Genomic DNA, 18,060 nt, shown 5'->3' with positions numbered 1-18,060 from the left:
ACGGACAGAACAGAGATGGGTCCTGTGGCGACAGGCTCCTATCAGGTCACTTCCGCCCGCCTGGTGACGTGCACACGAGACCGCCTGGGCCGGACGACAGATCCGGCGAAAGACACCACGGTCAGTTGCTTTGAGGGTCAGACCGACCCAGGCGATCCCGCCACAACATCCTCTCTGTTGCTTTGGGCGGAGTTGCGTTGCGTAGGTGGTGCGGTCCCGGTGGGGGAGGTCCCGTCACAAGCCGGGCCAGAGCGCGCCACACCCGAGGAGGGATGTCAAACGGACGAAAAGCGTGTCCGTTTGACATCCCTCCTCGGGTGCAGCAAGAGCTGAGGCACGACTCGTGACGGGACCGCCCCCACCGGAACCTCGCGTTTCAAGCGTTGAAGACGCCTCGGCTTCGCCATCGGGTCGCCTCGCCTGCGGCATCGGCGTGGGCTCGCCTTCGGCCTCGTGCGATCAACCTCGTGCGGCCAACCTCGTGCGGCCAACCTCGTGGGAGTGTCAGACCCGCTGAGTACGTTGGGTCGCGGGGGATCCTGTGGCGGAGGGGACGCCTGCGTCAGCGTGTCGTCGGGCGACCGGTTACGTCGTGCCTGCTACTTGACGCGGCGCCGGTACGCCAGGGTGGCTGCCACGGCTCCGGCCAGGGCACCCGCGCCCAGGACGGAAGGGACGCCGATCTTGGCGGCCTTGCGGCCGGTGCGGAAGTCGCGGATTTCCCAGCCCTTGCGGCGGGAGACTTCGCGGAGTTGTGAGTCCGGGTTCACGGCTACCGCGGTGCCCACTACCGAGAGCATCGGGACGTCGTTCGACGAGTCCGAGTAGGCCGTGCAGCGGCGGAGGTCCAGGCCCTCTTTGGCGGCCAGGGAGCGGACTGCTTGGGCTTTGGCTTTGCCGTGCAGGAGGTCGCCTACCAGGCGGCCTGTGTAGACGCCGTTCTCCGATTCGGAGACGGTGCCCAGGGCGCCGTTCAGGCCCAGGCGGCGGGCGATGATCTGGGCCAGTTCTACTGGGGTGGCGGTTACCAGCCAGACGCGTTGGCCTGCGTCCAGGTGCATTTGGGCCAGGGCTTGGGTGCCCTTCCAGATGCGGTCGGCCATCAGTTCGTCGTAGATCTCCTCGCCGAGGGAGACGAGTTCGGCGACGCTGCGGCCTGCCACGAAGGAGAGAGCCTGTTCGCGGCTGGCTTTGACGGATTCCGGGTCTTCGCGGCCGCCTACTCGGAACTTCAGCTGTTGCCAGACGAAGCCTGCCAGGTCGGAGGAGGAGAAGTACTTGCGCGCGGCCAGGCCGCGGGCGAAGTGGAAGATCGAGGCGCCCATCATCATCGTGTTGTCCACGTCGAAGAAGGCGGCCGCGGTCAGGTCGGTGGGCACCGCCAGGGAGGCTTCGAGTTCGGGCGCCGCCGCGGCAGCCCTGATCGCCGCCTCTGCCGATGCCTCGCCGGCTAGCTCGGCCAGCCGGTCGCTCTCCATCTCACGGTTGCCTGCCATGTGACAAGCCTAGCGATCAGGTTCGGAGAAAAGCGTCCGACTCAGCCGAAGCTGATGCCGGGGAGCAGCGGTAGCGAGATGCTGGGGAGAGGTAGTGGGAGCGGGATGGTGATTCCTGGCTTGCCCGAGGTCGGCGGGGTGGAGGTGCCCGGCTGCGCGGAGGGTTGGGTCGAGGTGCCCGGCTGGACCGACTGGGTGGGCTGCACGGGCGGGGTGGCCGAGCCGGAGGGGTCGGGCTGGCCCGAGGGTGTGGGCTGTGCGGAGGACGGGTTGCGGCCGGATGACGCGTTCGGGTCCGGCACGACGGTGGCGCACTCGTCCTTGGCCGGCAGCGGGCCCAGTGGGTCGGAGGAACCGCTGATCACGGCGGTGCAGCCGGAGCGGGCGGCCAGGTCGTGGGCGCGTTGGGCGATGCTCGCCAGCAGCCACATCGTGGTGTCGGCGTGGGCGCCGGCGTCGCCTGGCAGGCGGGGGCGCAGGGTGCCGAGCTTCACGTACTGGGCCAGCGCCCAGTCGCGCAGGGCCGGGAGGGCCTTCTCGTCGGACGACGTGGCGTAGGTCGTGAACTGGCGGGCGCCTTCCACCGCGTCGGTGTTCAGGTCGGCCAGGGCGGTGAGCTGGGCCGAGGGGTCGGCTGCGCGTTCGGCCAGGGTCTCCATCTCGGTGACCCTGGACGCGGCGAACTCCAGGTGCTTGAGGGCGCGTGACTCGTCGTCGAAGGTCAGGCCCAGTGAGGCGCTTTCGGTGGTGCGCTTGATGCCGTAGAGCGGGTCTCCCGGGAGCGCGTCACGGCTGAGCAGCACGCTCATGCCAGCGAGCGACAGCAGCAGACAGAGCACGGCGGCGGCCGCCACTGCTAATCGAGCTCGCGCTCCCACGCGTCTTACCGAGGGGAGGACCAGTGGTTTCTCGGGTGGAGGCGCGGTCAGGATGCGCTGTTTCATGCGCGCACGCGTCTCGGCGTCCGGGCCGACGTCCATGCTCCGGAGCAGCTCGACGATCGCCAGGTCGTCGGCCAGGTCGTTGTCGCGGCCGACCGGCTGTGGACCGCCTTCCACCGCACGGGCGAAACGCTCGTGCTCTGTGTGCCGCCAACGCGGTGTGCTTCCCTTACCGTCCATCTCAGCCCGAGTAACGAAGTTGATCTGCTTTGGGTTACGCCCCTGCGATCGCGATCACCGCAACCACGACGGAAGAATCTGCGCGAGCCGTCGGACGGCCCGGTGTTGCAACGCCTTCACGGCGCCCTCGTTGCGGTCCATGAGCTGCGCGACCTCGGACACCGACTTGCCCTCGATGAACCTCAGCACGATGCACTCGCGCTGGTCGTCACCTAACTGAGAGACGCACCGGAGCAGCTCCGCGTTGGTCGCCTCGGTCATCACTTCCTGCTCGGGGCCGCTCGTCTCCTCGCGGTTGTCCTGGAGCTCGGCGGTCGTGACCTCCAGCCGGTACCGGCTGGACTTCACGTGGTCGAACACGATGTTGCGGGCGATCGTGACGAACCACGCGCCGACGTCGCGGCCCTGGTAGCTGACCGAACCGATGCTCCGCAGCGCGCGCAGGAACGTCTCGCTCGTCACGTCCTCGGCGAACGCGCGATCGCCGCCCACCCGGAAGAGGACATAGCGAAACACCATGTCGACGTATTTGTCGTAGAGCACGCCAAACGCCCCGGTGTCACCCTCTTGGGCGGCCTTGACGAGCTGCCACGGCTCGTCGCCGGCGTTGTCGTGCTGACCTCCCGTCATGGCTCGGGTGGTCCTGATCGTGTTCGGTCGTGCCCGCGCGGTCATCGGCTCGCGGCACCTCCACAGAGTCGCCGTGGCGGCAGCATACGTGTTGTTACTCCGTAGTAGGTAGCTGACGGGGTTGCGAAGTGGAGACGCACGAACCACGGCTTCATGACGCTGGCCACGCGTGGAAGACTGCTCGGAGCGTCCAGTTGTTCATGAGGAGGCCATGTTGACTTCCGCTCGCAATGTCGCAGATCTGGTCCGTGCTTCGGCACAGCGGGGGCCGAGCCACGTCGCACTCGTCGACGTCGCGAGCGGTGTGAGCCTCACCTGGGAAACCATCGACGGTGCGATCGATGCTTTCGCCCGCCGTTTGGCCGATTCCGGACTCGAACCAGGCGACCGAGTGGCGGTACGGCTGCCCACCGGGCCCGAGTTCGTGGTCGCGGTGTTCGGGATCCTGCGTGCGGGCGGTGTCGTGGTGCCGACCGGGCCGGGGAATCCTCCGCGGGAGTTGCAGCGGATTCTGGCCGACTCCGGGGCCGCGTTGCTCGTGGGCGACGGAGAGGGGTCGGACGCCCAGGTTCTGGACGTTCCGGACGTCTCTGCTGTTGGTGAGCCCTTTGAGGCTGTTCGCGGTGGCGAGGATCTCGCTGTGCTCGGGTACACCTCCGGGACGTCCGGGGTGCCTCGTGGGGCGATGTTGTCCCACCGGGCGCTGCTGGCGAACGTCTCGCAGTGCGCTTCGCTGCGGCCCGCGCCGGTGACTGCCGGGGACCGGGTGCTGCTGGCGTTGCCGTTGTTCCACGTTTATGGACTTGGGCCTGGGTTGCTGCAGGTGGCTGGGGCTGGGGCCACGGCTGTGTTGTTGGAGCGCTTTGAGCCCTCCCACGCGCTGGACGTGATCGAGGAGCACCGGGTCACGACGATGGTGGGCGTGCCGCCGATGTACCGGGCGTTGCTGGCTCACCCTGTCGAGGTGTTGCGCGAGAAGTTGGCGACGGTTCGGCTGTTCACGTCCGGGGCCGCGCCTTTGCCGGCCGGGGTCATCGCGGAGATGCGGGATGCGATCGGCATCCCGATCTTCGAGGGGTATGGGCTGACCGAGACCGGGCCGGTTCTGACGTCCACGCTGGTCGGTGGCGTGCCGAAGCCCGGTTCGGTCGGGCGGGCGCTGCCTGGGGTGGAGATTCGGCTGGTGGACACCGATGGGTCGGTTCTGGACATCGATGAGGACGAGCCCGGGACCGGGCTGGTGTCCGCGAAGGGCGACAACCTGTTCAGCGGGTACTGGCCGGATGGTGCGTACGGGCCGGATTCGTCCGGGTGGTTCCGGACGGGTGACGTCGGGTTCATCGATGCCGACGGTGACCTGCATCTGGTGGACCGGGCTGGGGATTTGATCATCGTCAACGGGTTCAACGTGTACCCGCATGAGGTTGAGCAGGTCATCGGCGAGATCCCGGCTGTGCTGGAGGCCGCGGCTGTCGGGGTGCCGTCGGAGAAGACCGGCGAGGCGGTGAAGGTCGTCGTGGTGTTGCGCGATGGTCTGTCGGTGAGTGAAGAGGACGTTGTCGCGCACTGTGCGGCTCGGTTGGCGAAGTTCAAGGTGCCCACGGCGGTGGAGTTCGCGCCTGGGTTGCCGCATTCGCCTACTGGGAAGCTGGCGCGGGCTGTGTTGCGGAAGCCGTTGGGGGCGTGACCTGTGGCGCACCACGTGTTGTTGATGAGCCGGGTTTCGTGCCACGCGTGTGAGGTGGCGGCGGTGGAGATCGAGCGGATCTGTGGCGAGGTTGGGGCCACTTGGTCTGTTGAGGACGTGGACTCGGATCCGGAGTTGCGGGCTGAGTACGGGGATCGGGTGCCGGTGTTCTTGGTCGATGGGGTTGAGCACGGGTACTGGAAGGTGGAGGAGGAGCGGCTTCGGGCTGCCCTCTCGGAGTGACGCGGCGGGTGCGTTGGGCGGTGGAGCGTTGAGGACGCTCGCCGTCTGCGGCCCCGGGTTGATTACCGGGGGCTTACGGCTCGGGCGAACCAGGGGCACTTGGGTGTCGTATTAGAGGTATGAAGCCCGTCAAGGCCGCGCTCACCGGTCTGCTTGCGATCATCGCTGCTCTTGCGGCTGGGCATCTGGTGGCTGCCTTCGTGGGGCTCAGTGCTTCGCCCTACCTCGCGGTGGGCAACGCGGCGATCGATCTGACGCCGTCCTGGTTGAAGGACTTCGCGGTCACGACGTTCGGGACGAACGACAAGCTCGTGCTGCTCACCTGCATGGGGCTGGTGCTGGCCGGGGTTGGGGTGGCGGCTGGGCTGGCCAGCCGCAACAGCGCTACGCCGGGGTCTGTGGTGGCGGTGGTGCTGGGGGTGGTGGGGATCGTCGCGGTGGTCACCAGGCCCGATGTCGGGCAGCTTGCTGTTCTTGCGCCGCTGGCGAGCCTGGCGGCTGGGTTTTACGTGTTCCGGTACCTGCACGCGGAGACGAAGGACAGTGAGTCTCGGCGCGGGTTCTTGATCACGGCTGGGGCGGCGGTGGCTGCTGGTGTCGTGGGGCAGGTTTTTGGCAACCGGACTGATGTTGAGGGGTCTCGGAAGGCTGTTGGGGATCTGACGCCCAAGGTCAAGGCGCCTGAGGTGCCGATCGGCGCGGACTTCGTGAAGGACGGGACGCCGAGTTTTGTGACGAGCGGCAAAGACTTCTATCGAATCGACACGGCGTTGAGCGTGCCTCGGATTCGGGCTGAGGAGTGGGCGCTGCGAGTGCACGGGATGGTCGAACGGCCGATGGTGTTGACGTTCGAGGAGATTCGGCAGCGGGACCTGGTTGAGGAGACGGTCACGTTGGCGTGTGTTTCGAACGAGGTTGGTGGGCCGTACATAAGTACGGGGAAGTTCGTCGGCATCAAGATCGGTGACGTGTTGCGGGAGGCCGGGGTCAAGGCCGGGGCGGACCAGCTGTTCAGCACGAGTGACGACGGGTTCACGGCTGGTAGTCCGCTGGACTACGTGCTGGAGCGCGGGATGATCGCCATTGGGATGAACGGTGAGCCGTTGCCCGCTGAGCACGGGTTTCCGGCGCGGCTGGTGGTGCCCGGGTTGTACGGGTACGTGTCGGCCACGAAGTGGGTCACCGATTTGAACGTGACCACGTTCGCCAAGGACCAGGGGTACTGGATTCCGCGCGGGTGGGCCACCAGGGCGCCGATCAAGACGATGTCCCGGATTGATCGGCCCAAGGGGCTGAGCAAGGTTCAGGGAAAGACGGTTGTGGCGGGTACTGCGTGGGCCCAGCCCACGGGGGTGGCGAAGGTCGAGGTTCGCGCCGACGGTGGGGCCTGGCAGCAGGCTGAGCTCGGGGCGGACGTCAGCGACAGCACGTGGCGGATGTGGCGGATCGAGATGGATCTCAAGCCCGGGAACCATTCGGTCGAATGCCGTTCGACGGACAAAAGCGGTTATACCCAGGATCAAGCGAGGTTGGATCCGGTTCCTGATGGAGCCACCGGGTGGCATTCGATTTCTTTTACGGTCGAATGAACGGGGCGCGTGATCGGTCGTGGTCGTGATCGGTCGAGTGCTCACCCCGTAGTGATCATGTCGCGCTCCGGTGCTGGTCACGCCCTGTGACCAGCGCTGTGGCGGGCGAGCGCCGACTTTGTGCATGCGTTCACAAGCGGTACGGTGTGTTCATCACCAGCGCCGCGGGGTCCCTGCGGTGAAGCACACCCGGAGGTCGGAGAGCGTGGCATCACAGCGGGGCGAAGGTGAGACGACCACCACCCCTCTGGAGCCTGCCGACAGGGAGCGCGCTCGTGCGATTCCCGAGGCGGCGGTGGCCAGGCTCGCCGTGTACCTGCGCGTGCTGTCGGGCATGGCCGACCAGGGCATCAACGCTGTTTCGAGCGAAGAGCTCAGTCAGGCCGCCGGGGTCAACGCGGCCAAGCTTCGCAAGGACCTGAGCTACATCGGCTCGTACGGCACGAGGGGCGTCGGGTACGACGTCGAGGTCCTCGTGAGCCACATCGAGCGCATCCTCGGACTCACCCGGAACCACTCCGTGGCCGTCGTCGGCATCGGTAACCTTGGTCACGCTCTGGCCAACTACGGCGGGTTCCCCGGCCGTGGGTTCCCGGTCACAGCGCTCTTCGACGTGGACGAGGATCTCGTCGGAATCCCTGTTGGGGGCATTCCCGTCAGCCACATCGACGACATCACCGCGGTCTGCGTGGAACGCGAGGTCTCGATCGGCGTGATCGCGACGCCGCCGCCCGCCGCCCAGTCGGTTTGCGACCGTTTGGTATCTGCGGGCGTCCAGTGCATTCTGAACTTTGCACCAGTTGTCCTTCAAGTTCCAGACAACGTCGAGGTGCGCAAGGTTGACTTGGCGGTCGAGATGCAGATCCTGTCGTTCCACGTCGCTCGACGTGCGGACGAGGCTGCCAGCGTCTCGGTCGGCAACAACGGACTCGGTGTGGACGGGATGGTGATTCGCCCGTGAGCGTGAGCCAGACGGCTCCGGCAGACGTGGTGAGTACATGAGTGTGCTCGTAGTCGGTCTGTCGCACCGCACCGCCCCAGTCCCGGTCCTGGAACGCGTCACCGTGGCCGAGCCGAACCTGCCCAAGGTCCTCGGTCAGCTGCTCGCCGCCCCCAGCGTCTCCGAGGCGATGGTCCTGTCGACCTGCAACAGGGTCGAGGTCTACGCCGTCGTCGAGTCGTTCCACGGCGGCATGTCCGAGGTCGTCGAGGTGCTCGCGCAGCACGCTCAGGTCGACCCGCAGTCGCTGTACGAGAACTTTTACGTGCATTACGCCGCCGCTGCCGTGGAACACCTGTTCTCGGTCGCCGCGGGCCTCGACTCGATGGTCGTCGGCGAGTCCCAGATCCTCGGCCAGCTGCGCGGTGCGTACGCGGCGGCGGACGAGGCTGGCACCGTCGGCAAGACCGTCCACGAGCTCACTCAGAACGCTTTGCGCGTCGGCAAGCGCGTGCACGCCGAGACCGGGATCGACCACGCGGGTGCGTCGGTCGTGTCCGAGGCCCTCGGTGACGCCGAGGCCGAACTGGGCACGCTCGTCGGCAAGCGCGCGCTGCTCGTCGGCGCCGGTGCCATGGGTGGCCTGGCCGCCGCGCACCTGCGCAGGGCGGGCGTCGGCGAGGTCGTCATCGCGAACCGGACGCAGGCCAACGGTGTGCGTCTCGCCACGTCGCTGAAGGCGGAGGGCGTCCCCGCGACGGCCGTCGACCTCTCCGCGCTGGCCGTCGAGATCGATCTCGCGGACATCGTCTTCGCGTGCACCGGGTCGGTCGACACGGTGGTCCGCGCGGACATGATCAGCAAGCGCTCGCGGCCGCTGGTCGTGTGCGACCTGGGCCTGCCCAAGGACGTCGACCCGGCCGCGGCCGAGCTGCCGAACGTTCGTGTGGTGGACCTGGAAACGCTCCAGCGGCGGCTCTCGGACGCGCCCGCCGGCCAGGACGCCCGTCTGGCGGCCCAGCTGGTCGGCGACGAGGTCAGGGCCTACCTCGCCGGACAGCGGTCCGCCGAGGTCACGCCGACCGTCACGGCCCTGCGCAAGCGGGCGGCCGAGGTGGTCGACGCCGAACTGCTCCGTCTTGATTCGCGACTTCCCGAACTGGACCCCGCGACACGCGGTGAATTGGCCAAGACGGTGCGCCGCGTTGTAGACAAGCTCCTGCACACGCCGACCGTCCGGGTGAAGGAGCTCGCTTCCGCACCTGGTGGGACCGGCTACGCGGAGGCTCTCCGCGAACTGTTCGGGCTCGACCCCCAGACGCCTGGGGTTGTCAGTCAGACCAAGCAAGCTTCTGTGGATGGTGAAACGCGGTGACCCGCACCCTACGGATCGGTACCCGAGGCAGCGCACTGGCGCTCGCGCAGACGGGGACCGTGGCCGAGGCGCTGAAGGCGGCAGGAGCACAGGTCGAGATCGTCGTCATCAAGACGCCGGGTGACCTCTCCGACGCCCCCATCGCGCAGATCGGCATCGGCGTGTTCACGTCGGCTCTTCGCGACGCGCTCGCGAACGGCGAGATCGACGTCGCCGTCCACTCCTACAAGGACCTCCCGACCGCGCCGGACAAGCGTCTGGTGCTCGCGGCGGTGCCCCAGCGCGAGGACCCGCGCGACGCTCTCGTGGCGCGCGACGGTCTCACGCTCGGCGAGCTGCCGCCGGGGTCCACTGTGGGCACCGGATCCCCGCGCCGTGCGGCCCAGCTGGAGGCGTTGGGCCTCGGGCTGGACATCGTTCCGTTGCGGGGCAACGTGGACACGCGGATCGGCAAGGTCCGCGACGGTGAGCTCGACGCCGTGGTGCTGGCCAGGGCCGGCATCGCGCGGCTCGGTCGCACGAGCGAGATCACCGAGAACCTGGAGCCCATCCAGATGCTTCCCGCACCCGCGCAGGGTGCGTTGGCAGTCGAGTGCCGGGTCGACGACGTCGACGCCGAGCACCTGATCCAGTCCACTTTGGACGATTCGGCCAGCCGGGCCGCTGTGACCGCAGAGCGCGCCATGCTGGCCGCACTCGAGGCGGGCTGCAGTGCGCCGGTCGGCGCGCTGGCCGATGTGGTGGAAGACCTCGACGACGAGGGGAAGGTCGTGTATCGGCTTTCCCTGCGCGGGGTCGCTGCGACGCCGGAGAACGATCTCCTCCGTGCGTCCGCCACCGGTGACTTGACCGAAGCTGAGGGACTCGGCCGTGCGCTGGCCGCCGAGTTGCTCGACCTCGGGGCCGCCGTTCTCAGCGGCCCAGAGGCGTAATCGATGGGGAGTGCCCTGATGACCCGCGCACGCAAGACCCCCGGACGCATCGCCTTCGTGGGCTCCGGCCCAGGCGACACCGGGCTGCTCACGGTCCGGGCCCACGACTTGCTCACCAGGGCTGAACTCGTGGTCACCGACCCGGACGTCCCTTCGGACGTCCTCGCGACCGTGCCCGAGGGAGTCGAGGTCCGCCCCGCTGTCGGCGAGGCCGCCGACGTCGCCAAGGACCTGGTTGCGGAGGCGAAGAACGGCGCGACCGTCGTTCGCCTCGTCGCGGGTGACCCGCTCACCCTCGACTCCGTCGTGAAGGAGGCGCAGGCCGTAGCGAAGTCGACGATCCCGTTCGACGTCGTTCCCGGTGTGCCTTCCGGTACCGCGGTTCCCGCCTATGCGGGTGTCGCGCTCGGTGGCGTCCACACCGAGGTCGACGTGCGCTCGGTGAGCGACTGGGCAGGCCTCGCCGCCTCGCCCGGCACGCTCGTCCTGCACGCGACGGGCTCGCACCTCGCGGAGGCCGCGTCGAACCTGGTCGAGAACGGCCTCGCGCCGCAGACCCCGGTCGCCGTGACCGCCGAAGGCACCGGATTCCAGCAGCGCACCATCGACACCACGCTGGCCTCTGTCGCGGCCGACGCCGGTGAGATGGGCGGCCCGCTCGTCGTCACGGTCGGTGCCGCCGCCGCCGCGCGTTCGAGGCTCTCCTGGTGGGAGTCGCGGGCGCTCTACGGCTGGCGCGTGCTGGTCCCGCGGACCAAGGAGCAGGCCGGCGCGATGTCCGAGCGTCTGCACTCGCACGGTGCTATCGCCGTCGAGGTGCCGACGATCTCGGTCGAGCCGCCGCGCAGCCCCGCGCAGATGGAGCGTTCGGTCAAGGGTCTGGTCGACGGCCGCTACCAGTGGGTCGTCTTCACCTCGACCAACGCCGTTCGCGCGGTGTGGGAGAAGTTCCGCGAGTTCGGTCTGGACGCCCGTGCGTTCTCCGGCGTGAAGATCGCCTGCGTCGGCGAGGCCACGGCCGCGAAGGTGCGCTCGTTCGGCATCATCCCCGAGCTCGTGCCGTCCGGTGAGCAGTCGTCCGAGGGTCTCCTCAACGACTTCCCGCCCTACGACGACATCCTGGACCCGGTCGACCGCGTGCTGCTGCCGCGGGCCGACATCGCCACCGAGACGCTGGCCGCAGGCCTGCGTGAGCGTGGCTGGGAGATCGACGACGTGACGGCGTACCGCACCGTGCGTGCGGCCCCGCCGCCCGCCGACACCCGCGAGATGATCAAGTCCGGCGGCTTCGACGCGGTGTGCTTCACCTCGTCGTCGACCGTGCGGAACCTGGTCGGCATCGCGGGCAAGCCGCACGCCCGCACGCTCGTCGCGTGCATCGGCCCGCAGACCGCCGAGACGGCGCGGGAGTTCGGCCTCCGGGTCGACGTGCAGCCAGAGGAGGCGAACGTGCCAGCGCTGGTCGACGCGCTGGCCGCGCACGCCGCCCGGTTGCGCGCCGAGGGAGCGCTGCCTCCTCCGCGCAAGACCAAGCGTCTGCGCCGCAGCTAGTTCAACCAAAAGCCGTCGGGGCCACTCAAGATCCTTTGAGTGGCCCCTTCGACTCTCTCCACAGGGAGTCCCGCCGTGTACCCACTTCACCGGCCGAGGCGTCTGCGCACGACGCCCGCCATGCGCCGCCTGGTCAGCGAGACCGAGGTGCGCCCGAGGCAGCTCGTGCTGCCGATGTTCGTCAAGGAAGGCCTGGCCGCGCCCGCTGAGATCAGCAGCATGCCCGGCGTCCTGCAACACACCCGTGAGTCGTTGCGGAAGGCCGCGGTCGAGGCCGTGCAGGCAGGGGTCGGCGGCATCATGCTGTTCGGCGTGCCTGCCGAGCGCGACGCCGTCGGTTCCGGCGCGACCGACCCGGACGGCATCCTCAACGCCGCGCTGGGCGACCTGCGCGCGGAGCTGGGCGACAGCACCGTGCTCATGTCGGACTGCTGCCTCGACGAGTTCACCGACCACGGCCACTGCGGCGTGCTCTCCGCGGACGGCGCGGTGGACAACGACGCGACCCTGGAGGTCTACGGCGAGATGGCCGTGGCCCAGGCGCGCGCCGGTGCTCACGTCGTCGGCCCCAGCGGCATGATGGACGGCCAGATCGCCTTCATCCGCAACGCCCTGGACCAGGCAGGCCTGTCCGACACCGGCATCCTCGCCTACTCGGCCAAGTACGCCTCGGCGTTCTACGGCCCGTTCCGCGACGCCGTCGAGTCGCAGCTCTCCGGTGACCGCAAGACCTACCAGCAGGACCCCGCGAACGCCCGTGAGGCGATCCGCGAGGTGCAGCTGGACCTCGCCGAGGGCGCGGACATGGTCATGGTCAAGCCGGCGCTGCTGTACCTGGACGTGCTGCGGTCCGTTGCCGAGATCTCGGACGTTCCCGTTGCGGCGTACCAGATCTCCGGCGAGTACGCGATGATCGAGGCCGCCGCCGCGAACGGCTGGATCGAACGCGAGCGCTCGATCCTCGAGTCGCTCACGTCCATCCGGCGTGCGGGTGCGGACATCGTCCTGACGTACTGGGCAGTGGAAGCTGCGCGGTGGCTCGACCGGTAACCACCACACCTCCACCAAAGCTGATCAACGTCGCGCGCTGGCTGTGGATCGCCAGCGCCGGCGTCGGCATGGCGCGGTTCCTCGCCCAGCTCTTCGACCGCGAGACGCTCGTGTCCGAGGCGCGCAGGCAGAACCCCGCGCTCGGCCAGGACCAGATCGACGCCGGGGTCAACGGCGGGATCCTGTTCGGCCTGCTGATCGCGACCGTGATCCTCGTCGCGTACATGCGGCTGGCGAACGCGATGGCGCGCGGGCGGAACTGGGCCAGGATCGTCCTCACGGTCCTCGGCGCCGCGTCCGTCGCGTTCGGACTGTTCCGCCTGATCGCCTGGGGCAGCGGGATCGCCGCCGACTTCGGGGTGACGATGCAGCCGGTCGATCTCGGTGCCACGGTCGTCACGACGGTGCTGGACGCGTCCGCGATCGTGCTGATGTTCCGGGAGTCGGCGCACTTCAGGAAGCGCGTCACGGTGGACAGCACCTTCCCGCGGTCCTAAGTTCCGACCGTGACGTCTCCGAAGGAATCGGGCACTCCCGGCACGATCAACGCGGGCTACTGGCTCGTCGTCCTCGGCTCTGCGCTCGGCGTGGTCGCCACGTTGTACGTGCTGCTGAACAAGCAGGCGCTGATCGACGTGAGCGTGCAGGCCAACAAGGATCCGAAGATCACGCCGGAAATGGTCGCCTCGACGGTCAACACCATCCTGACCGTCTCGGTGGTGGTGACGCTCGTGATCGCCGCGCTCGCGGTGTGGTTCGCGGGCAAGGTTCGCGGCGGACTGAAGAAGAGCCGCACCGGTCTGATGATCACGTTGCTGCTCGGGCTGTTCTTCCAGCTGCTCACGAACACGCTCGGCGTGGTGACGGCGCTGATCGCCATCTCCGGCCTGGTGTTGTTCTACTTCCGGCAGTCGTCCGAGTACCTGACCGAGCGCGAGCAGCTGACGTGAACGAAGCACCGAGGCCGGTGCGCATCGCGGTCGGCCTGTGGCTCGCGCTCGCGGTGTTCGTGCTGTTCACCACTGCCGGGCTGTGGTTCCAGCGCGGTGAGATCGAGAAGCTGAGTGGAAAGCCGCCAGGCGAGGTCACGGTCTTCCTGATCTCCCTGACCGTCCCCGCGGTGATCTTCGCCGCGCTCTACGGCTGGCTGACCCGGATCTTCCTGCGGCGCCGGAACTGGGCGCGCATCGCGTTGTCGCTGCTGTCGATCGTCCACATGCTCTGGCTGCTGATCGTCGGCATCAGCCCGGCGAGCCTGGTCACGCTTCTGCTCATCTGTGCCGCAATCGTCTTCACGTGGCAGTCGGCTACGGCACAGTGGTTGGCGGAGGTGCGTGAGAAGTGACCGATCCGCAGAACCCGGCGCCGAATCCCGACAACGTCCCGGGGCAGACGCCGTATCCGCCCGACCCCGGCTACGGCTCGCTGCCCGGCGCGTACGAGGTGACCGCGGTCGGCCACGTGGGTCAGCCGATGCCGCAGGAACCGAACCCCTGGGCGAACCCCGGCACCCCGCAGTGGCCGGCCGCGCAGCCACCGCCCGGCAACCACGGTGCGGAGTTCGTCCAGTACCAGGTGGCTCCGGTCAACAACCTCGGCTTCGCGATGCCGCCGCTCGCGCCTGTGCTGCCGCAGGAGATGGCACCGGCGCGGCCGTCCACGATCACCACCGCGATGTGGATCTGGATCGCCGCCGCAGTGCTCTCCATCGCGCTGGGCCCGGTGCTGATGCTCACCAACATGGACTACCTCATCGCGCAGGACTCCGCTGCCGACACCGCGGACGGCCGTCGCGCGGCTGAGCTGGGCTTCCAGGTCACGGCCGTGGTGGCGGGCTTCGCCATGCTGGTGGCCGCCGCGCCGTACATCGCGTTCGCCGTGGTCCTGCGCAACGGCCACAACTGGGCGCGCATCCTGCTCACGATCCTCGGCATGATCGGGCTGGTGGTGATGGTCGCGCTCACGTTGGTCGGCCTGCAGGCGCCGGCGTGGCAGGCGGGCGTGACGATCAGCATCGTCGTGATGGGGCTGACCGTCGCGGCCGTGGTGCTGCAGTTCCTCCCGGCGTCGAACAAGTACGTGCGGTAGTGCTGTACCGGGAGTCCGGCAGCAGCTGGTGGCCGCTTCTGTGGGGACCCGCGTTCGCGGTCGCCGGATACCTGATCGAGCTGATCACCGGGCCGGCGTCGGTGGCGCTGTGGACGATCGTGGGGCTCGGGCTGACGCTCGGCGCGGTGTTGTGGGTGTACGGCCGGGTGAAGACCGGCAGCGTCGTGCTGACGGCCGAGGAAGCCCAGTTCGGACGGGAGAAGCTGCCGGTCGCGATGATCGAGGCCTGCCGGGACGTCGGTGCGCCGACGGGCGCGCGGGTGCTCGGCGGCGGCTGGTCGGTGCCGAAGGGGACGACCGCGGTGCCGTTGCGGCTGCTCGACGGAGTGGTCGTGCTGGGCTGGGCGCGTGATCCGGAAGCCTTGCTCGCGGGCCTGCGCCGGGTCGTGAGAGGCTGAGCGACGTGACAGAGGCCGCAACCGAGTCAGAGACGGACACGGTGCCGGAGCACGAGCCGGTGGCTGAGGCCGACCCGGCGCCGCCGGCCGGACCGAGCCTGCACCAGCCCAAGCGGTGGCTGATCGCCGCCGGTGAGTTCGTCGCGATCGTCCTGCTGGTGATCGCCGGCGTGTGGTGCTGGAACCGCGGCGTCGTGCAGCTCGCGTACCCGATCGAGGGTCGCGAGACGTTGATCTCCACTCGGTACCACGGCAACTGGCTCGGCACCGCCGCCGGAGCGATCACGCTGGCCGTGGTCCTGGGCCTCGACGCGGTGCGGCAGGTCGTGCTGGCCGTGCGCACCCGGCCGCAGAAAGCCGCAGAAGCCGACGTGTGAGACTGGGGTACGTGACTGCGAGTCGATCCCAGGCCCTGTTCGAGCGCGCGTCGGCGCTGACCCCCGGTGGGGTCAACTCGCCGGTGCGGGCGTTCCACTCCGTCGGCGGCACCCCGCGTTTCATGGTGCGCGGCGAGGGCCCGCACCTGTGGGACGCGGACGGAAACCGGTACGTCGACCTGGTGGCCTCGTGGGGCCCGATGATCCTCGGGCACGCCCACCCGTCCGTGGTCGAGGCCGTGCAGAAGGCCGCCGCCTCCGGTCTGTCGTTCGGCACGCCGACCGAGGGTGAGATCGACCTCGCGGCCGAGATCATCGACCGGGTCGAGCCGGTCCGCCAGGTGCGCCTGGTCAACTCGGGCACCGAGGCCACGATGAGCGCGATCCGCCTCGCCCGCGGCTTCACCGAGCGGCGCAAGATCATCAAGTTCGCCGGTTGCTATCACGGTCACGTCGACGCGCTGCTGGCCCAGGCCGGCTCCGGCGTCGCGACGCTGGGGCTGCCGACCTCGCCCGGCGTCACCGGAGCGCAGGCCGCGGACACGATCGTGCTGCCGTACAACGACATCGAGGCCGTGCGCGCGGCGTTCGCGGAGAACCCCGGCGAGATCGCCTGCGTGATCACCGAGGCCGCGGCGGGCAACATGGGCGCGGTCGCGCCTTCGTCCGACTTCAACGCGGGCCTGCGCGAGATCTGCGACGCCGACGGCGCGCTGCTGATCATGGACGAGGTCATGACCGGCTTCCGCGTCTCGCGCGCCGGCTGGTTCGGCCTGGAACGGGTGCGCGGCGACCTCTACACGTTCGGCAAGGTCATGTCCGGTGGCCTCCCCGCGGCGGCGTTCGGCGGCCGCGCGGACGTGATGGCCCGGCTCGCGCCCTCCGGCCCGGTCTACCAGGCGGGCACGCTGTCCGGTAACCCCGTCGCGGTGGCCGCGGGCCTGGCGACGCTGCGTGCCGCGGACGACGAGGTCTACACGGCGCTGAACCGCAACGCCACGCGCCTGGGCGCGCTGTTCACCTCGGCCCTGACCGATGCCGGTGTCGAGCACCGCGTGCAGTTCGCTGGGAACCTGGTGAGCGTGTTCTTCGGTTCTGCTGAGGTGACGAACTACGCGGGTGCGCAGGCGTCTGAGACGTGGCGCTTCCCGCCGTTCTTCCACGCTTTGCTGGAACGGGGCGTGTACGCGCCGCCGTCGGCCTACGAGGCGTGGTTCGTCAACGCCGCCATGGGTGAAGAGGAGTTCGCTGTGATCGCCGACGCGCTGCCGCACGCGGCCCGCGCCGCCAAGGAGGCCCGCTCGTGACCCGCACCGTCGTCCACCTGCTCCGTCATGGCGAGGTGCACAACCCGACCGGCGTTCTGTACGGCCGCATTCCCGGATTCCGGCTGTCGGAGCGGGGGCAGAAGCAGGCGTTGACCGTGGCCGAGTTCCTGGCTGACCACGACATCGTGCACGTGGTGGCCTCGCCGTTGGAACGGGCTCAGCAGACTGCTGCTCCCATTGCCGACTCGCACCGGTTGGAGTTGGCGACTGATGAGCGGTTGATCGAGGCTGACAACCAGTTCGAGGGGTTGAAGGTCGCTGTTGGGGACGGGGCGTTGCGGTCTCCTCAGCATTGGGGGAAGTTGGTCAACCCCTTCAAGCCCTCCTGGGGCGAGCCTTACATCGAGATCGCTCATCGGATGTTGGGGGCGGTGCAGAAGGCTCGGGCGGCTGCTGAGGGGCATGAAGCCGTTTGTGTTTCGCATCAGTTGCCCATTTGGACTGTGCGGCGGTTCTTGGAGGGGAAGCGGATGTGGCACGACCCTCGGAAGAGGGAGTGTTCGCTGGCTTCGTTGACCTCGTTGATTTTTGAGGGTGAGCAGTTGGTGCGGATTGCTTATTCTGAGCCGGTTGGGGCCACTAATCCTCGGGTGACTGGGGCATGAAAAGGCTTTTGGTGCTGTTGTTGCTGGTTTCTGGGTGCACGGTGGGGAAGGACGCGGCTCAGATCGGGGCTGGGGACTTCTACCTCGTGGCGCCTGGGGGGCAGGTCAAGATTCGGTATGCCGCTGCCGAGCGCAAGGAGTTGAAGGGGCTCGAAGGGGAGTCCCTGATGGAGGACGGGAAGACCGTCCGGCTTTCGGATTTTGACGGGAAGCCGGTGGTGATCAATGTTTGGGGGGCCTGGTGTGGACCTTGCCGGACTGAGGCGCCGGAGATGCAGAAGTTGTTCGATGGTGGGACGCAGGTGCTTGGGGTTGATGTCAAGGAGACTGCGAAGTCTCATCCGCAGGACTTCATGCGTAGCCGGTCGTTGACCTATCCGTCCATTTATGACGCTTCTGCTCGTAGTTTTGTCAACGTGTTCAAGGGGATTCCGGCCAATACGGTGCCGTCTACGTTCGTGGTGGACAAGGATCATCGGGTGGCGGCGGTGTTCTTGGTGCCGGTGTTGGCTTCTGATGTTCAGGGTGTGTTGGACGAGCTCGCCAAGGAGTGAGACGTCCCGTTTCAGGCTTTCGGGGCTCCGCCCCGGACCCCGCCAATCTGATCAAGGACCTGTCCCACGCCACAC

Annotated in this window: 20 protein-coding genes; 17 read left to right on the top strand and 3 right to left on the bottom strand. The window is 68.3% G+C overall.

From position 1 onward, the window contains the following. Positions 1-599: 599 nt before the first annotated feature. Genes SK803_RS45685 through SK803_RS45675 form a run of 3 tightly spaced genes read right to left on the bottom strand, consistent with a single transcriptional unit; the run spans position 600 to position 3,292 of the window. Positions 600-1,496, bottom strand: a complete 897-nt coding sequence (locus SK803_RS45685) for an HAD family hydrolase (RefSeq protein ID WP_319972524.1) — start codon at positions 1,494-1,496, stop codon at positions 600-602. A 41-nt stretch (positions 1,497-1,537) separates the two neighbouring features. Continuing rightward, a complete protein-coding gene (locus tag SK803_RS45680) occupies positions 1,538-2,617 on the bottom strand; it encodes a DUF5667 domain-containing protein (RefSeq protein WP_319972523.1) in 1,080 nt (359 codons plus the stop codon). A gap of 54 nt (positions 2,618-2,671) precedes the next feature. Next, positions 2,672-3,292 carry a sigma-70 family RNA polymerase sigma factor gene (locus SK803_RS45675; RefSeq protein WP_406601675.1) on the bottom strand — a complete coding sequence of 207 codons (621 nt, stop codon included), beginning with the start codon at positions 3,290-3,292 and terminating at the stop codon, positions 2,672-2,674. A gap of 166 nt (positions 3,293-3,458) precedes the next feature. Here SK803_RS45675 and SK803_RS45670 point away from each other — a divergent pair, with 166 nt between their 5' ends. From SK803_RS45670 to SK803_RS45590, 17 genes are all read left to right on the top strand, one after another. Beyond that, positions 3,459-4,934, top strand: a complete 1,476-nt coding sequence (locus SK803_RS45670; RefSeq protein WP_319972522.1) for an AMP-binding protein — start codon at positions 3,459-3,461, stop codon at positions 4,932-4,934. A gap of 3 nt (positions 4,935-4,937) precedes the next feature. Then, the gene (locus SK803_RS45665) at positions 4,938-5,177 is read left to right on the top strand and encodes a glutaredoxin family protein (protein ID WP_319972521.1); all 240 of its coding nucleotides are present in this window, start codon (positions 4,938-4,940) and stop codon (positions 5,175-5,177) included. 119 nt (positions 5,178-5,296) lie between these two features. After that, positions 5,297-6,766 carry a molybdopterin-dependent oxidoreductase gene (locus tag SK803_RS45660; protein ID WP_319972520.1) on the top strand — a complete coding sequence of 490 codons (1,470 nt, stop codon included), beginning with the start codon at positions 5,297-5,299 and terminating at the stop codon, positions 6,764-6,766. Positions 6,767-6,971: 205 nt separating this feature from the next. After that, a complete protein-coding gene (locus SK803_RS45655; protein ID WP_319972519.1) occupies positions 6,972-7,727 on the top strand; it encodes a redox-sensing transcriptional repressor Rex in 756 nt (251 codons plus the stop codon). A 37-nt stretch (positions 7,728-7,764) separates the two neighbouring features. Further along, on the top strand, positions 7,765-9,081 hold the full coding sequence (locus SK803_RS45650; protein ID WP_319972518.1) for a glutamyl-tRNA reductase: 1,317 nt from the start codon (positions 7,765-7,767) through the stop codon (positions 9,079-9,081). Beyond that, on the top strand, positions 9,078-10,013 hold the full coding sequence (hemC, locus tag SK803_RS45645) for a hydroxymethylbilane synthase (protein WP_319972517.1): 936 nt from the start codon (positions 9,078-9,080) through the stop codon (positions 10,011-10,013). The genes SK803_RS45650 and hemC overlap by 4 nt, the downstream gene beginning before the upstream one ends. An 18-nt stretch (positions 10,014-10,031) precedes the next feature. Next, positions 10,032-11,564 carry a bifunctional uroporphyrinogen-III C-methyltransferase/uroporphyrinogen-III synthase gene (locus SK803_RS45640; RefSeq protein ID WP_319972516.1) on the top strand — a complete coding sequence of 511 codons (1,533 nt, stop codon included), beginning with the start codon at positions 10,032-10,034 and terminating at the stop codon, positions 11,562-11,564. A gap of 75 nt (positions 11,565-11,639) precedes the next feature. Continuing rightward, a complete protein-coding gene (gene hemB / locus SK803_RS45635; RefSeq protein WP_319972515.1) occupies positions 11,640-12,614 on the top strand; it encodes a porphobilinogen synthase in 975 nt (324 codons plus the stop codon). Then, the gene (locus SK803_RS45630) at positions 12,599-13,111 is read left to right on the top strand and encodes a hypothetical protein (RefSeq protein ID WP_319972514.1); all 513 of its coding nucleotides are present in this window, start codon (positions 12,599-12,601) and stop codon (positions 13,109-13,111) included. Before hemB ends, SK803_RS45630 begins: the two co-directional genes overlap by 16 nt. A 9-nt stretch (positions 13,112-13,120) precedes the next feature. Then, positions 13,121-13,564, top strand: coding sequence for a hypothetical protein (locus SK803_RS45625; RefSeq protein WP_319972513.1), 444 nt, complete (start codon positions 13,121-13,123; stop codon positions 13,562-13,564). Beyond that, positions 13,561-13,959: a hypothetical protein gene (locus SK803_RS45620; protein ID WP_319972512.1), complete on the top strand. Its 399-nt coding sequence runs from the start codon at positions 13,561-13,563 to the stop codon at positions 13,957-13,959. Before SK803_RS45625 ends, SK803_RS45620 begins: the two co-directional genes overlap by 4 nt. Next, complete coding sequence (locus tag SK803_RS45615; RefSeq protein WP_319972511.1) at positions 13,956-14,702, top strand: hypothetical protein; 747 nt, start codon at positions 13,956-13,958, stop codon at positions 14,700-14,702. Before SK803_RS45620 ends, SK803_RS45615 begins: the two co-directional genes overlap by 4 nt. Next, positions 14,702-15,121 carry a hypothetical protein gene (locus tag SK803_RS45610; protein WP_319972510.1) on the top strand — a complete coding sequence of 140 codons (420 nt, stop codon included), beginning with the start codon at positions 14,702-14,704 and terminating at the stop codon, positions 15,119-15,121. Before SK803_RS45615 ends, SK803_RS45610 begins: the two co-directional genes overlap by 1 nt. Before the next feature lie 5 nt (positions 15,122-15,126). Next, entirely contained in the window at positions 15,127-15,498 is a 372-nt protein-coding gene (locus SK803_RS45605; RefSeq protein ID WP_319972509.1) for a hypothetical protein, read from the top strand. An 11-nt stretch (positions 15,499-15,509) separates the two neighbouring features. After that, a complete protein-coding gene (hemL, locus tag SK803_RS45600; protein ID WP_319972508.1) occupies positions 15,510-16,805 on the top strand; it encodes a glutamate-1-semialdehyde 2,1-aminomutase in 1,296 nt (431 codons plus the stop codon). Continuing rightward, a complete protein-coding gene (locus tag SK803_RS45595; protein ID WP_319972507.1) occupies positions 16,802-17,431 on the top strand; it encodes a histidine phosphatase family protein in 630 nt (209 codons plus the stop codon). The genes hemL and SK803_RS45595 overlap by 4 nt, the downstream gene beginning before the upstream one ends. Next, positions 17,428-17,985 carry a TlpA family protein disulfide reductase gene (locus tag SK803_RS45590; protein ID WP_319972506.1) on the top strand — a complete coding sequence of 186 codons (558 nt, stop codon included), beginning with the start codon at positions 17,428-17,430 and terminating at the stop codon, positions 17,983-17,985. The genes SK803_RS45595 and SK803_RS45590 overlap by 4 nt, the downstream gene beginning before the upstream one ends. Positions 17,986-18,060 lie beyond the last annotated feature (75 nt).

It is taken from the genome of Lentzea miocenica (assembly GCF_033949945.1).
GTDB classification, from domain to species: domain Bacteria; phylum Actinomycetota; class Actinomycetes; order Mycobacteriales; family Pseudonocardiaceae; genus Lentzea; species Lentzea miocenica.
Note: the sequence above shows the minus strand (reverse complement) of the source record. Positions and strands in the feature narration are given on the sequence as shown.